Below are 15876 nucleotides of genomic sequence, written 5' to 3'. Positions count from 1 at the left end.
TTATCTCTCCTTACCAAGCTGGCTTAAAGTTAATCTAATTTTTTCTGATAGGTCAGCTTCAGCATTATATTCTACTTCTCTTAAAGCACGATTTATTTCTGATATTTTATAACCAAGTGCTGTTAGGGCATCAATTATATCCTGACGTTCTTTATCAGTAGTAAAATCTTTAGCTGCTGTGTTATTTTCACTCTGCAAGTAAGCAAATTCCTCTAACTTGCTTTGAAGCTCAAGTATAAGTCGTTGAGCAGTTTTAGGTCCAATACCCGATATTTCTTTTAAAACCACTTCGTTTTTCTGCATTATAGCATTAATAAACCTGGGAGCAGGCATTGTATTTAAAATATTCAAACCCGCACTGGGACCTATACCGTTAACAGTTATTAAAATTTCAAAAAGCTCTTTACCATTTTTTTCTGGAAAAGCAAATAGTTTTAAAGCATCTTCTCTTACATAAGTGTATGTATAAACCTCTATCTCTTCTCCAACCCGGGGTTGTTTTTTAAAACCAGCCAGTTCTAATTCATAACCTACCCCACCAATATTCAGTATTATTTTATTATTTTCAGAATCAATTACTTCTCCTTCTAAATAGCCAATCATAATCTTTCCTCCCATCCAGAATGAGCACTGTATACATGTCCATGACAGATAGAAATTGCCAGAGCGTCTGCGGCATCATCAGGACGGGGAATTTCAGATAAATTCAGTAATGATTTAACCATCATCTGAACCTGTTTTTTGTCAGCTCTTCCATATCCGACAACCGCCTGTTTAATCTGCAGAGGAGTATATTCAGCAACCTCTAAGCCAGCCTGAGCACCTGCAAGTAAAATTACTCCTCTCGCCTGTCCAACTACTATTGCCGTTTTAACATTTTTATTAAAAAATAATTCTTCGACTGCCATTTGCTCTGGCTGAAACTCTTTAATTAAAGCTTCAATATTCCTATGGATAATTTCAAGCCTTTCCACATTGCTTTTATCTGCTGAAGTTTTAATAACACCATACTCTAACACATTAAAATGATTTGTCTCTTTGTCCACCAGAGCATAACCAATAGTTGCCAGCCCCGGATCAATACCTAGAATTCGCAAAAATCACACCCCACTCAAACTAATGTTTGAAACAATTATATCACAATGAGTAAAAATATTAAAACAAAAAAATAAAGACACTGCTGCACAGTGCCCTTATTAAAATCTACAATTATTTTAAAACATCTAAATTAAAATTAGATTAAATTTTAATTAATTCTCTTCAGCTTCAAGTTCAGCTCTAACATCTTCAGGAATCTCAAAATTAGAATAAACATCTTGAATATCATCATGATCTTCTAATTGATCCATTAATCTCAGCATTTTTTTAGCATCACTTTTATCTAAAGTAACTTTATTATCAGGAATCATTGCCAGATCAGCAGATTCAAATTCGTAACCTGCTTCCTCCAAAGATTCTCTGGCTGATTCATAATTAGACGGATCAGTATAAATTATTGCTTCCTCTTCTCCATAATCTAAATCTTCTGCTCCTGCCTCTAATGCTTCTAATAATAAATCTTCTTCCCCAACTTCAAATTCGTTGAGATCAATTACAAGCTCGCCTTTACGCTGGAACATCCAGGCAACACAGCCATTAGAACCAAGATTACCCCCATTTTTATCTAAAATGTGGCGTACTTCTGATGCAGTTCTATTTCTATTATCAGTCATAATATCAAGATATAATGCAACTCCACCAGGTCCATACCCCTCATAAACAAAGGATTCATAGGTCATTCCTTCTAAATTACCTGTACCTCGCTTAATTGCCCTCTCAATATTATCATTAGGCATATTATTATCTTTAGCTTTCTGAATAGCCATTCTGAGATCCGAATTCATCTCAGGATCTCCGCCACCTTCTCTTGCAGCTACAGCTATTTTACGACTTAATTTTGAAAATAACTTACCTCTTCTCTTATCTTCTTTTTGCTTTTTATGCTTTATATTAGCCCACTTAGAATGTCCGGCCATATAATAACCCTCCTTAAATCAAATTACACTTCATTAATCAGTTTGCAGTTTATTGTACCATAATTATGATTGTTTTTCAATATTATGTTCCTCTAAAATCTGTGTCAGATCTTTTAAAAGTGTGTAGATCATCTCTAGTTCTTTTTCGTCTCTATTTAAAAGCAGATCAGTTATATTAGAAATCTTAATACTCGCCTCCGAACTCAAATCATAATTAATCAGTAATTTGTCCACACCTACCCCAAGAGCATCAGCAATATTTATCAGTGATTTTAAGGAAGGTTCCTTTTCTCCTCGTTCTACCTGACCAATATATGTATAATGAAGTCCTGCCTTTTCACCTAGACCCTCCTGGGTTAACTCATTGATCTTCCGGTATTCTTTAATTTTTCTACCAATAAATTCTTTTTGCATTCAGCTCACCTCTAATATATATCTTAGAGCGAAGAGAGCTCAATTTGAAGAGGATATAGGTATTATAATAAAGTAAATAGGTATTATTAGAGTATTTAAGTATTTTTTATCTATAAATATTCTTTTTATAATATTTATAGTCTTTTAAAGAACAAAATATCCCTCAGACACCTTTAATAAATTAAGGTAATATTTTATTGACATAAAAAAACCACAGCCAATCAGCTATGGTTTAAAATAATATTATTTATTGTTGGGCTCTCAAATCACTGATTAATGCTGTCAGTTTTTCTCTACCGCCATTATTCCAGTCTTCTATGAAGCTAGCAATCTTTTCTCTGTCATAATCACTTAAACCTTCACCAAGTGAATCTAGATCATGACTATCCAAATCTTTCATTAAATCTATAGCTTTTTTAAGAGGATACTGAATTTTATAATATATCTGATCAACCATCATTTACCTCCTCAAGCTTTTCTACCAGACCTTCTAATCTGGGCATCGTTTCTCGTTCAATATATCTTATGTAACCTTCGAGTGTCATAATTCTATTATCCAGAACTTTGTTACTCATTTCAGGAGAATAATCATTAAATTGCTCTGTTTTATTTACTGCCGCATCAATATAATCTATTACATCAATTACTGCTTTCTCCATTCAAACACCCCTTTTTTGATTTTTATAAAAATTGAAAATATAACAGAGAAAAAAATAAGTTAACCTATAAGCCGAGTTCTGTATTAGATGATCATCTATCTGGGAGCACAGTTGCCTGAACCCTCAAGCGTCCTTACCCGGAGAAAAGCGGATCACTTTTATATTCTCTCTATTTGGACTTACTCCAGATGGGGTTTACCTGGCATTCCAGTTACCTGAAACCCGGTAAGCTCTTACCTTACCTTTTCACCCTTACTTCCAATGATAAGAATTTCAAGAAAACCCTTTCATCAAAAAGCGGTATATTTCTGTGGCACTAGCCTGGGAGTTACCTCCACCGGGTGTTACCCGGCATCCTATCCTGTGGAGCTCGGACTTTCCTCATCATAAAAGATGCGATCATCCGGTTAACTTATTTTTTTACCATATAAAGTATACCACCAGATTTATAATATGTCAAGCATTCTACTCAAGTTAAAAACACCCACTTATTAGACCTTATTTATAGGTCCAGGGATTTGTATTAAGCTCTGATTTTATAAAGTTTAACTCTTTATTTAATTTTGCTGAAGCTTTTGTCTTTAAACTGGCAGCTAATAAATCTCGAACAAATTTTTCGCTGCCATAATGACCAAAATCAATTAAAGATAAGCCCAACTCTTCTGCTGTCTGAGCTTCGTGAAATTTAATATCTCCTGTTAGATAAAGGTCTGCCCCCTGATAATAGGCATCTTTGATAAAATCAGCCCCACTTCCACTGCAGAGAGCTATTCTCTTTATTTTATTTTTCTGCTCTACAACTTTAAGCTGATCTATGCTGTAAACCTCTTTGATCTTTTCTATTAAAGTTTGGAGCTCAATTTCTTCTTTTAAATCAGCAATTCTGCCAATACCCTTTTCATTTTTTAAATTCTCCATCTGATATAAATCCCAGGCAGGTTCCTCATAAGGATGCTCTCTTAGCAAAGTTTTAACGACCTTATCTAAATTTTCAGGTGCTACTATAGTTTCAAATCTATATTCATTTACCTGATTAAGCGAGTCTTTCTGCCCCAAATAAGGATCAGAATTTTCTAAAGGTCTAAAATTACCATTTCCCTGCTGGTAAAAACCACTGTGACTGTAATTTTTATATTTACCGGCCCCCTCAGCATAAAGTGCATCTCGTACATTTTTAAAGCTGCCTTCAGGAATAAAAGTAACCAGCTTATAATAGTTAAGGCTGCTGGTTGTTTTTAAAACAGAAATATTCTCCACATCTAATTTTCTAATCAGATAATCATTTAAACCACCTTCAGCAATATCCAAATTTGTATGGGCAGAAAATAAGGAAATATCATTTTTAATCAGTCCATAAATTAATTTGCCACTTTCACTCTGGGCATCCACAGATTTGATCCCGTTAAAAATAAAAGGATGATGAGTAATAATTAACTGACAATTTTTATCTAAAGCTTCAGTGAAAATTTCATTATTAAAATCAAGTGCCAGCAGTACATTTTCTACTTCCTGGTTTAGATCTCCAACCTGCAGACCTACATTATCCCAGTCTTCTGCCAATCTACCGGGAGCAAGTTCTCCCACCAACTGAACAACTTCTGCTACTTTTGCCATAACTTAACCTCCTCAAATAGATACTCATTAGCATACTTATTATTTAAAAGCAAAAAAACCCTGCTCTAATTAAAGAACAGGGTGTTAATATTCCTTGGTGGGCCCACCAGGATTCGAACCTGGGACCAACCGGTTATGAGCCGGTTGCTCTGACCAGCTGAGCTATGGGCCCGCTGCAAAAAACAAATCTATTATTTGTGACGACAAGAATAATTATATGATAGAAATCAGTCCAGGTCAAGAGTAAATTTGCAATTAATCTCCGAAATATTAATGATAATATTGTAATATCTCATAAATACTTCCAATTCCCCATTCATACTCTTTATTCCAGGTAATCCTTCAACTTTTTACTGCGGCTGGGATGTCTTAATTTCCGCAGTGCTTTAGCTTCAATCTGTCGAATTCTTTCCCTGGTAACTCCAAATTCTTTTCCCACTTCTTCCAGAGTTCTTGGTCGACCATCTTCAATTCCAAATCTAAGTTCAAGTACTCTCTTTTCTCTATCAGTAAGAGTATCCAAAACTCCATCTAACTGTTCTTTAAGCAATATATATGATGCCGCTGATGCAGGAGCAGGAGAATCCTCATCTTCAATAAAATCACCAAGGTGACTGTCTTCTTCCTCTCCGATGGGAGTCTCAAGCGAAACAGGTTCCTGTGCAATTTTCATAATTTCTCTTACCTTTTCAGCGGAGATATCCATCTCTTCACCAATTTCTTCCGCCTTGGGTTCTCTTCCCTTTTCCTGTAGAAGCTGTCTTGAAACTCTGATCAGTTTATTAATAGTTTCAACCATATGGACTGGAACTCTAATTGTTCTGGCCTGATCAGCTATAGAACGAGTAATAGCTTGTCTGATCCACCAGGTAGCATAGGTACTAAACTTATAACCTTTGGTATAATCAAATTTTTCTACTGCTTTCATTAGTCCCATATTACCTTCTTGAATTAAATCAAGAAAAAGCATTCCGCGACCAACATATTTTTTGGCAATACTCACCACAAGCCTCAAATTTGCTTCAACAAGTTGCTGTTTAGCCCATTCATCCCCCTGTTCCATTCTTTTGGCAAGTTCCACCTCTTCATCTGCTGTTAAAAGGTCCACTTTACCAATCTCTTTTAAATACATTCGAACAGGATCATCTATACCAACACCCTTAGGAACACTCAGATCAAGACCACTATTTTCATCTTCGTCATCTTCATCCTCTTCATCTTCTAATTTAGAATTAACTATTTCAATATTCATTTCACTGAATATATCATAGATTTTCTCTATATCTTCAGAATCTAAATCAATATCCTCCAGGGCATCCATAATTTCTTCATAAGTTAATTCCCCTTCTTTTTTTCCACGATTGACAAGATTCTTAACTTCATCTATTTTGGCAGGACTCATATCTTTTTCAGCCACTTTAGTCCCTCCTTTCAATATTATAATTCAAACTATAAAATGTTAATAAAATGCGATTTAATTTATTTAAACTTAGTTCTCTTCTACTGAGTAAATTGCACAGCTTTTTTTTGTTGCTGGCTATTCTTTTAGAACTTAAATATTCAGCCAGTTCTAAAATGTGTTCTTTAGTTAAAGAATTATCCTGTTTAACCAGAATTTCTGACCAGTAAGATAAAAGTTCATCTCCTAACTCATTTTTTATTTTATCAATTTTAACTGAATTGCTGATCACACTACCCCTAAATAAACGTTCCGCAAGTTGAGCAGTTCTACCATTAAAATCATTTTTAGAAAGTCTGGCTGTAATCTGCTCTCTTAAACCAGGATTACTAATAAAATGAGCCAGAATTTCTTCCTCAACTTTTTGATAATACGATAATTGTGAGTATAAGTCAAATGATTTTTCTGTTTGCTTATTTTGTTTTTCTCTATTTCTTTGATAATTCCTGCTTTTATTTCTCTGAAATTCTTTTTCCACTTCATCGGCCAGCACTTCTGCCTTGAAATTTGTTTTAGCAGCAGCCCTTTCAATATAAATTTCTCTTTCCAGATTATCACTAACCTCACTCAAAAGTTTAACAATTGACTTCAAAACTTTTTTTCGCACTCCTGGATCATTAAGATTTTTATTCTTAACAATCATATTAATTTTAAAATCAATTAAATTTACAGCTTCTTCTATTAATTTATCAAAGCTTTCTTTGCCTTCATTTTTTAATAGTTGGTCTGGATCACTACCTTCGGCTAACTGAATAACTTTGACATTGATTCCTGTTCCACTCAATATATCAAGCCCTCTTAAAGTTGCTTTATTACCGGCTGTATCTGCATCATAAGCTATATAAGCGTTTTCGGCATATCTATGGATTAATTTTGCCTGCTCTTCAGTAAAAGCTGTACCTAGAGAAGCAATAGAATTATTAAATCCATTTTTATGAGCCTGGATGACATCAGTATAACCTTCCATAATAATACAGCTATTTTTTTTACGAATAGTTTCTTTAGCAAGATGTAAACCATATAAATTTTTCTTTTTACTAAAAATTTGAGTTTCGGGAGAATTAAGATATTTAGGACCATAACCATCCTCAGTCTCCAAAATTCTACCTCCAAATGCAATTACTTCCCCTCGATTATTAAATATAGGAAACATAACTCGGTTTCTAAACTTATCATAATAAGAATTATTTTTCCCTTCACTGATCAAACCAGCTTTATTAATTAAATTAATACCGAACCCCTTTTTTTGTAAAAAATTTAATAAAAGCTGCCATTCATCAGCTGCATAACCAAGCTTAAATTCTTCAATTTCTGACTCTCCAAAACCTCTTTCCTTTAGATAATTCAGGGCATCCCTTCCCATCTCAGTTTCAGTCAATAAATAATTATAAAACCTGGCTGCTAATTTATTTAAAGAAAATAACTGTTCACGTTCTTTATAACGCTGTCGCTGCTGGTTGCTGAGATCAGGAAGTTCCATTCCAGTCCTCTCAGTGAGCATTTTCACTGATTCAACAAAGGTAAGATTTTCAATTTCCATCACAAAATTTATTGCATCTCCACCAGCTCCACAGCCAAAACAGTGGTAAAAATTATTATCAGGATTAACAAAAAATGATGGGGTTTTTTCACTGTGAAAAGGGCATAGACCCTTATATCTATTTCCTGATTTTTTTAATTCAAGATAATCAGAAACCAAATCTACTAAATTAACACTTTCTTTTAATTCATTAATAAATTCATCGGAATATCTGGTCAATTTATCCACCCTGACCTTAATTATTATTTCAAGTTAAAAAAGTATTTTACCGCTGTAATAATATTTCTCTAAAAAGATTATTAATCCTGCATTTATTTATATTAATAACTAAAAGTTTATCGATTTTTGTCGAACCACGGAGTAGGAATAAAATATTTTCTACCCAGATTAATAGCATAACGATCTGTCATGCCCGCAATATAGTCAATTACTGCCTGTTTGTAATTCTTTTCAAACTCTAAATATTCATCAGGAATATAATCAATATGCTCCATAAAAAATTCATAAAGTAATTTTAAAAGTCTTTTTGCTTTACCCTCTTCACTTTTACCTTCAGAACCAATATAAACATTTTCAAAAAGAAAACTTCTTAATTCTTTGGTCGCAGCTTTAACTTCAGCTGAACGTCTTATTTCGCCATGCTGCCAGCTGGAATTTATTAAATCTCTCACCATTACATCGATTCTCTCAGAATGAGTATTGCCCAGAATAGAAATTGCCTTAGCGGGTAAATCAGAATCAGCAATAATACCCGCTCTTAAAGCATCATCAATGTCATGATTAATATAGGCAACTCGATCAGCAATTCTGACAATCTCTCCCTCAAGAGTTAAAGGTTTATTAGCACCTGTATGATTTAAAATACCATCTCTAACCTCAACACTTAAGTTAAGTCCCCTGCTGCCACTACTTCTTTTTTCTATCAGATCCACAACTCTTAAACTTTGAAGGTTATGTTTAAAGTCTGCTCCAGTGATTTCCGAAAGAGCTGCTTCACCAGCATGGCCAAATGGAGTATGCCCCAGGTCATGTCCCAGAGCAATTGCTTCTACTAAATCTTCATTTAATTTAAGAGCTCTTGCTATCGTACGAGCAATCTGAGACACTTCCAGAGTGTGAGTAAGTCGAGTTCGATAGTGATCTCCTTCGGGAGCAATAAAAACCTGTGTTTTATGTTTAAGTCTTCTAAAGGCTTTAGAATGAATAATTCTATCACGATCATGCTGAAATATCGTGCGAATATCAGAATCAGATTCTGGTTTTATTCGTCCTCTACTCTCGGAACTCAAACAGGCAAAATCCGAAAGTTTTTCTCTTTCCCATGCCAGCTGTTCAACTCTGGAAAACATAGTATCAGCTCCTAATCATTAAAATATGAAAGAACCTCAACAGCAGTTTCTTCTATCGTTTTATCCGTAACATCAATTATGGGACAGCCTATTTCTTCCATAATAGAATCAGCATATTCGAATTCCTGATTTATTCTTTCTTTAGCTGCATAGGTTGCATCATCACCAAGTCCCATCTTTTTTAATCTTTCTATCCTGATATCATTTAATAATTCAGGATCTATAGTCAGTCCAACTACCTTGTTATCTTTATTTTCTAAAACAGAGGGGTGGACATCTACCTCAGGTACCAGCGGCACATTGGCAGTTTTATAACCTAAATATGAAAGATGAACAGAAAGAGGTGTTTTAGAGGTTCTGGATACTCCTACTAAAACAATATCAGCTTCTGCAATCCCTTTGGACTCATTTAAATCATCGAATCGGAGAGTAAACTCCATTGCTTCAATTCTTTTAAAATATTCTTCATCCAATTTATATTTAAGCGCAAATTCCTCTCTTGGCTCAACCCCCAGTCTTCCCGCTACCATATTTAGAGGCTGGTCCATCATATCAATATATTCCAGATTATTTTTTTCTGCCAGCATATTTAAATGTTTTCTCATCTCTGTTTTAACAAAAGTATAGGCAATAATTGCATTATCTGCTTTCGCCTTTTCTATAATCTCGTCAATTCTTTCCAGAGAACGCACAAAAGAAAATGACCTGATTTTTACATCAGAGTCAGGAAATTGTCCTACTGCTGACTCCATTAAATGTTTGGCTGTTTTACCGGTTGAATCTGACACTGCATAAGCAATCAATTTTTTTTCACTCATAATTTCTCACCCCGGTTTATTGTTAGTCTAGAGCTATTTTTTCGATATCCATTACCTCGGACATTAAGACTGCGATATGAGCTAATAAGGCCAGTCGATTATTTTTTAATTCAATGTCATCAACCATAACCATTACATTATCCAGAAAAGCATCAATATATTTCTTTAATTCGACCAGTAGATAAAATCCTTTTTGATACTGACCAGAAGTAAAATATTGATTTATATTTGCTTTCCTCTGATTAAATGCTTTATATAGTTCTTTTTCTTCTTCTTCAACTAATAATCCTGCATTTATCTCCATTTTATTTTCAGCTTTATCACTGATATTTTTAGCTCGAACCAGCCCGCGAATTAAATCAACAAATAAATCAGGGTTTTCAGATCTAAATTCCATTAATTTATGAGCTCGCTGATAAAGATCAAGTAAGTTTTGATCATTAATATCAATTACTGCGTTGATAATATCATATCTAACATCTTCTTCAGTCAGCAGATTTTCTAATCTCTGCTTAATAAATTCCTTTAATTCTAAAATTGCAGAATCAATATTATCAGGATTTATAGCAACTATATCCATTGAAAACTTAATTATTTCTTCAATATTAATTGCCAGATCCCTGGATAAAATAATTCTTAAAAGCCCTGTAGCCTGTCTTCTTAGAGCAAAAGGATCCTGAGATCCACTCGGAATATTACCTAAAAGAAAATGACTGCTTAAGTTAAATAATTTTTCTGCCATAGCAAGTACAGTTCCACTTTTTGTCTCTGGTAATTTATCTCCAGCAAATCTCGGCAAATAATGTTCAAAAATAGCTTCTGCTGTTTCTTTATTTTCACCTTCTAAAAGAGCATATTCTTTTCCCATTAATCCCTGAAGATTGGCAAATTCATTTACCATTTCTGTAGCAAGATCATTTTTGCAAATTTCAGCTGCTCTTACTGTCATTTCTTTTTGATCCTTATTATAATTTAAAAGTTCAGCCAGCCTGGCTGTAATCTGCTGCAGTTTTTCCACTTTTTTATAAACACTACCTATATCTTTCTGAAAAACAATATCTTTAATATCCTTACTTCTATTTAAAAAACCATATTTCTGATCTTCAGCAAAGAAGAATTGAGCATCATCAAGTCTACCTTTTAAGACCATTTCATTACCAGAAATTACCTCATCAAGATATTCTTTTCCCCCGTCACGAACACCAATAAATTGGGCCTGCAGTTTATTATCTTCAGTCATCACCGGAAAATAACGCTGGTGTTTCTCCATAGCAGTAATTAAAACTTCAGCCGGCAGTTCTAAATATTCTTCAGCAAAAGTTCCTTTAAATGCTGTTGGAAACTCTATTAAATCAATAACCTCAGCCAGCAAAGAATCTTTGATAACTGCCTGTGCAGTTAGATTAAGATTTGAAATCTGTTTCTTAATTAATTCTTTTCTCCTGTCCTGTTTAACAATAATTGATGCAGATTCTAAAGCAGAAAAATAATCTTCAGCAGAATTGATCTCTACCTTTCCTTCACTCAAAAAACGGTGTCCTATACTATAATTGGCACTTTTGACACCTGCTAGCTCAAGATCAAGTTTTTGATTGCCAAATAAAACTAATAACCATTTAATCGGGCGGATAAACTCCATCTGAATACTGCCCCAGCGCATTGCCTTTGGTAGAGGTACCTGATCCACAATCTTTTCTAAGATATTAGCTAAAATAACTGCTGTCTTTTCACCTTTTTCTACTTTTTCAGCATAAAGATAACCATCTTTCTCTACCAGGTCCTCTACAGCTACTCCCTGTCCTCGAGCAAATCCTTCACCGGCTCTGGTAGGATTCCCATCATCATCAAAAGCAATATTTACTGCCGGACCACGAACAATATCCCGCTGATCTTCCTGCTCTTCCGCTAAAGCATCAACAGCAAGCACAAGTCTTCTTGGGGTAGAATAAACATTCATTTTATCATATTCTAAATTATTATTATCAAAAATAGCAGCTGCTGTTTTTAAATAATCTTCTCTAAATCTCTGCATGGAAGCAGCTGGCATTTCTTCAGTTCCAATTTCAAAAATTAAATTTTTTGCCATCATTATCACTCCTGCTCTCCTGAGTTTAAATAACTGGCCGCACATTGATGAGCCAGTTTTCTAACTCGCTTGATAAATCTAGTTCTCTCTGTTACACTAATTGCTCCTCTGGCATCCAGAAGATTAAAAGCGTGGGAACATTTCAAAGTATAATCATAAGCAGCTAAAGGTAGTTCGGCTGCCAGTGAATTTTCTGCTTCTGCCTCGTAAATATCAAATAATTTAAATAAGTGGTCAATATCTGCCACTTCAAAATTATACTTAGACTGTTCAACCTCATTTTGATGATAAATATCATGATATTTAACACCTTCTACCCAGGTTAAATCATATACATTTTCTACTTCCTGTAAATACATAGCTATTCTTTCCAATCCATATGTTATTTCTACTGTCACGGGATCTGCTTTAAATCCCCCAACCTGCTGGAAATAGGTAAACTGGGTAATTTCCATCCCATCCAACCAGACTTCCCAGCCAAGACCCCAGGCTCCCAAAGTGGGAGATTCCCAGTTATCCTCTACAAAACGAATATCATGCTTTTCAGGTTCAATCCCCAGAGCACGCAGACTATCTAAGTAAATTTCTTGAATATTATCAGGGGAAGGTTTCATAATTACCTGATACTGAAAATATCTCTGCAGTCGATACGGATTATCACCATAACGACCATCAGTAGGACGCCGACAGGGCTGAACATAAGCAGTATCCCAACCCTCCTCACCCAGGGAACGCAAAAAGGTAGAAGGGCTCATTGTCCCTGCTCCCACCTCTATATCGTATGGCTGTTCAATAACACACCCCTGATCACTCCAAAATCTATCCAACGAAAAAATAATTTCCTGGAAATTCATAAACACACTTCCTCTCGTACTCATTTTAATAATTTTCACTAAAATAAAACCTTATCCTTCAGGACAAGGCTCAAATTTAATTAACTATTCATTTTCCTTATTGTATAAAGAAATGATAATGATTTAGGTTTCAAATCAAGATGATAAACCAAAAATTTTTCTGTCAGTTGATTTAATTTTTCTGTAATCTGATTAGGAAAACTTTCAGCTTTAAGTTGAGAAAACTCTGCAAAAATTATTTTATAAAGAGCTCTCATTTCGTTTAAATTGAAAAAAACATTTTTAAAATCATTTTTATTAAAGCAATTTTGACAGATTGAACCGCCCTCTTCCACACTAAGTGGGGTTGATCCCTTAAGATTTATTTTTTCTCCACAGATTGTACAGGTCTCAATCTCAGGTTTAACCCCCAGCAAAAGTATTAATTTAGCTTTAAAGACTGTCAGATAAAATAAAAGCTCTTTCTTTTCCGCCTGAGCCATTTTTTCTAAAATAAGGGCTAAAAGAGAAAAAAGAGCCTGATCAGCTTCATCTTCCAGGCCGGCCCGCTCTACATATTCGGAAACAACACTGGCATAAGCCATATAGTCTAAGTCTTCTCGCAATCTAGAATTCATTGCTATAGACTCGATATGATTTATTTTAGCCAGTGATTTTCCCTGATATAAAGTAAAATTATGATAACTAAAGGGCAGTACAAGTCCGGAACGAGTTTTTTTCCCCTTCCGGGCTCCTCTAGCAACTGCCTTAATTTTACCTCTTTCTCTGGTATATAAAGTAATCAGACGATCTGACTCACCTAAATCAAACTGTTTTAAGACTACTGCTTCTGTCTCAAAAGTTGCCACTTAATTCAACTCCCGTTTATTCCTCATCATCTGTTACTATTGTTACACCTGAACTTGCTCCAATTCTATTTGCGCCTGCATCAAGCATCTCTAAAGCCTGTTCAAAGTTTTTAATGCCACCAGACGCTTTAACTCCGACATCTCGACCAACAGTTTTACGCATAATACTTACATCTTCAACACGAGCTCCATAATCACCAAAACCAGTTGAAGTTTTTACAAAATCAGCTCCTGCTTCTTTTGCAATTTCACAGGCTTTAACTATTTCCTCTTCATCCAGAAAACATGTCTCCAAAATAACTTTTACTATAATATCAGAACTTACACCTGCTTTTTTAGTTGCATCTACAACCGCCTTAATATCAGCTTTGAAAATCTCATAGGCACCTGATTTAAAGGCTCCAATATTCATTACCATATCAATTTCCTGGGCCCCATTCTTAATTGCATTTCTGGTTTCATATGATTTAACTTCTGTAGTATTTGCTCCCAGAGGGAATCCAACTACTGTACAGACCTTAACTGAACTTTCTTCAAGCAATTTAGCAGCCAGAGGAACATATATAGGATTTACACAAACTGATGCAAATTCATGCTCTTTTGCTTCCGCACATAATTTTTTAATATCGTCCACAGTTGCTGTTGGACTTAAATTTGTATGGTCAATCATTTTAGCCATATCACGAGGTTTGATCGCCATTTTTAAAACCACTCCTTAAATTCTTATATTTTTGCTTTATCAATATTTATATTCTACAAACTTTGTCATAGTCCTGCAATAAATTTATTTATAACCCATTCTTTTGAGGAGATTATCTTTCTCACGCCAGTCCTTTAATACCTTTACCCAGAGATCCAAATAAACTTTAGTCTGCATTAAATCTTCTATTTCTTTTCGGGCTGCCTGGCCTATTTTTTTTAACATTTTACCATTTTTACCAATAATAATACCTTTATGAGATTTCTTCTCTACATAAATATTGGCTCTAATATAATAATCATCATTTTTTCTTTCTTTAACTTCTTCAACTAAAACCGCCACCCCATAAGGTACCTCTTCTCTGGTCAGATAAAAAATCTTTTCCCTGATCATTTCTGCAAAAACAAATCTTTCTATTTGGTCAGTTATCATATCTTCTGGATAATACTGAGGACCTTCAGGTAATTTAGAAAATATCTGTTCCAGCAAATTATCAACATTTTTATTATTCAGAGCAGATATTGGTATAACCTGCTTTCCAACTTTTTGACTGTAGTTTTTCTGCCTTTTTATTAATTCCTTATTTGAAATTTTATCAATTTTATTCATTACATAAATAATTTCCTGGTTACTATTTTTTATTTGCTCATAAATTAACTGGTCATTTTTCCCCCAGTAAGTACTGCCATCTAAGATGAAAATAATAACATCAATACCGTCAAGGCTATTATATGCTTCATCCAGCATATATTTATCAAGCTCATTTCGGGGTTGATGTATTCCCGGGGTATCAATAAAAATAATTTGTCCATCATCTTCAGTGTAAATTGCTTTAATACTATTTCTAGTTGTCTGAGGTCTGGGAGAAATTATATTAATTTTTTCTCCTACAAGACTATTCACCAGAGTTGATTTACCAACATTAGGTCTGCCTATAACTGTTACAAAACCAGATTTATAACTCATTATCTTTCTCCATTGAACTGTCCGAAAATGCTCCCGGAAGCAGTTCTGTACTGGTCATAGTTATTTCTTTACCTGTTTCTGTCATCATAATTATTTCAATATCTCCATCAGCAAACTCATTAATAACCTGACGACAGGAACCACAGGGAGGTACCGGTTCCTCAGTAGAACTTACAATTAATACAGCTTCAATTTTTCTATGACCCTGAGAGACAGCTGAAAAAATTGCCGATCTTTCTGCACAGTTAGTTAAACCATAAGCTGCATTTTCTATATTAACTCCTGTATATATCGAACCATCTTCAGTTAAAATAGCTGCTCCCAGTGGAAATTCAGAATAAGGAACATAAGCATTCTTTTTAGCTTCTGCTGCCTTTTTAAACATTTTTTCTTTAATCTCTTTTTTCATTACTACCACCTCACAAAATTACTTTAAATCAATGTTTTAATAACTAATAACTCAACTTTCGGCGTTAGGTTTTAGTAATAAAACCTTGATAAACATAGGAAGAAGCTCAAAAAAGTAGTCATAAAAAATACAAAAACACCCCTAT

General features: G+C 34.4%; 17 protein-coding genes, 1 tRNA gene and 1 other RNA gene. All 19 read right to left on the bottom strand.

Annotation, left to right across the window (positions count from 1 at the left end; all coding sequences use genetic code 11):
• Window positions 1-603 (bottom strand): Holliday junction branch migration protein RuvA, encoded by a 603-nt coding sequence (gene ruvA / locus DFR80_RS11950; protein ID WP_076544591.1) that lies wholly within the window; start codon window positions 601-603, stop codon window positions 1-3.
• On the bottom strand, window positions 600-1097 hold the full coding sequence (gene ruvC / locus DFR80_RS11945; protein ID WP_076544590.1) for a crossover junction endodeoxyribonuclease RuvC: 498 nt from the start codon (window positions 1095-1097) through the stop codon (window positions 600-602). The genes ruvA and ruvC overlap by 4 nt, the downstream gene beginning before the upstream one ends.
• 153 nt (window positions 1098-1250) lie before the next feature.
• Window positions 1251-2015, bottom strand: a complete 765-nt coding sequence (locus tag DFR80_RS11940; protein WP_076544589.1) for a YebC/PmpR family DNA-binding transcriptional regulator — start codon at window positions 2013-2015, stop codon at window positions 1251-1253.
• Between the two features lie 63 nt (window positions 2016-2078).
• The gene (locus tag DFR80_RS11935) at window positions 2079-2429 is read right to left on the bottom strand and encodes a helix-turn-helix domain-containing protein (RefSeq protein WP_076544588.1); all 351 of its coding nucleotides are present in this window, start codon (window positions 2427-2429) and stop codon (window positions 2079-2081) included.
• Between the two features lie 247 nt (window positions 2430-2676).
• Window positions 2677-2886: a hypothetical protein gene (locus tag DFR80_RS11930; protein ID WP_076544587.1), complete on the bottom strand. Its 210-nt coding sequence runs from the start codon at window positions 2884-2886 to the stop codon at window positions 2677-2679.
• Window positions 2879-3088, bottom strand: coding sequence for a hypothetical protein (locus DFR80_RS11925; RefSeq protein ID WP_076544586.1), 210 nt, complete (start codon window positions 3086-3088; stop codon window positions 2879-2881). The genes DFR80_RS11930 and DFR80_RS11925 overlap by 8 nt, the downstream gene beginning before the upstream one ends.
• Before the next feature lie 51 nt (window positions 3089-3139).
• An RNA gene (rnpB, locus tag DFR80_RS11920) (RNase P RNA component class A) lies at window positions 3140-3503 on the bottom strand.
• Between the two features lie 83 nt (window positions 3504-3586).
• On the bottom strand, window positions 3587-4702 hold the full coding sequence (locus DFR80_RS11915) for a Nif3-like dinuclear metal center hexameric protein (protein WP_114490108.1): 1116 nt from the start codon (window positions 4700-4702) through the stop codon (window positions 3587-3589).
• 95 nt (window positions 4703-4797) lie between these two features.
• Window positions 4798-4874 (bottom strand) — tRNA-Ile (locus tag DFR80_RS11910).
• Window positions 4875-5027: 153 nt separating this feature from the next.
• Complete coding sequence (gene rpoD / locus DFR80_RS11905; protein WP_199505818.1) at window positions 5028-6104, bottom strand: RNA polymerase sigma factor RpoD; 1077 nt, start codon at window positions 6102-6104, stop codon at window positions 5028-5030.
• 16 nt (window positions 6105-6120) lie between these two features.
• Window positions 6121-7929, bottom strand: a complete 1809-nt coding sequence (gene dnaG / locus DFR80_RS11900) for a DNA primase (protein ID WP_233493853.1) — start codon at window positions 7927-7929, stop codon at window positions 6121-6123.
• Between the two features lie 107 nt (window positions 7930-8036).
• Complete coding sequence (locus tag DFR80_RS11895) at window positions 8037-9050, bottom strand: deoxyguanosinetriphosphate triphosphohydrolase (RefSeq protein WP_114490106.1); 1014 nt, start codon at window positions 9048-9050, stop codon at window positions 8037-8039.
• An 11-nt stretch (window positions 9051-9061) separates the two neighbouring features.
• The gene (locus tag DFR80_RS11890; protein ID WP_076544581.1) at window positions 9062-9868 is read right to left on the bottom strand and encodes a pyruvate, water dikinase regulatory protein; all 807 of its coding nucleotides are present in this window, start codon (window positions 9866-9868) and stop codon (window positions 9062-9064) included.
• Between the two features lie 22 nt (window positions 9869-9890).
• Window positions 9891-11954, bottom strand: a complete 2064-nt coding sequence (gene glyS / locus DFR80_RS11885) for a glycine--tRNA ligase subunit beta (RefSeq protein WP_076544621.1) — start codon at window positions 11952-11954, stop codon at window positions 9891-9893.
• Window positions 11955-11959: 5 nt separating this feature from the next.
• Window positions 11960-12808: a glycine--tRNA ligase subunit alpha gene (gene glyQ, locus DFR80_RS11880; protein WP_076544580.1), complete on the bottom strand. Its 849-nt coding sequence runs from the start codon at window positions 12806-12808 to the stop codon at window positions 11960-11962.
• An 80-nt stretch (window positions 12809-12888) separates the two neighbouring features.
• On the bottom strand, window positions 12889-13656 hold the full coding sequence (recO, locus tag DFR80_RS11875; RefSeq protein ID WP_114490105.1) for a DNA repair protein RecO: 768 nt from the start codon (window positions 13654-13656) through the stop codon (window positions 12889-12891).
• 16 nt (window positions 13657-13672) lie between these two features.
• Window positions 13673-14356: a deoxyribose-phosphate aldolase gene (deoC, locus tag DFR80_RS11870; RefSeq protein WP_076544578.1), complete on the bottom strand. Its 684-nt coding sequence runs from the start codon at window positions 14354-14356 to the stop codon at window positions 13673-13675.
• A gap of 84 nt (window positions 14357-14440) precedes the next feature.
• Complete coding sequence (gene era, locus DFR80_RS11865; RefSeq protein ID WP_076544577.1) at window positions 14441-15322, bottom strand: GTPase Era; 882 nt, start codon at window positions 15320-15322, stop codon at window positions 14441-14443.
• Window positions 15312-15731, bottom strand: coding sequence for a cytidine deaminase (locus DFR80_RS11860; RefSeq protein ID WP_076544576.1), 420 nt, complete (start codon window positions 15729-15731; stop codon window positions 15312-15314). Before DFR80_RS11860 ends, era begins: the two co-directional genes overlap by 11 nt.
• Window positions 15732-15876 lie beyond the last annotated feature (145 nt).

The organism is Halanaerobium sp. ST460_2HS_T2, assembly GCF_003337665.1.
GTDB classification, from domain to species: domain Bacteria; phylum Bacillota; class Halanaerobiia; order Halanaerobiales; family Halanaerobiaceae; genus Halanaerobium; species Halanaerobium kushneri.
Note: the sequence above shows the minus strand (reverse complement) of the source record. Positions and strands in the feature narration are given on the sequence as shown.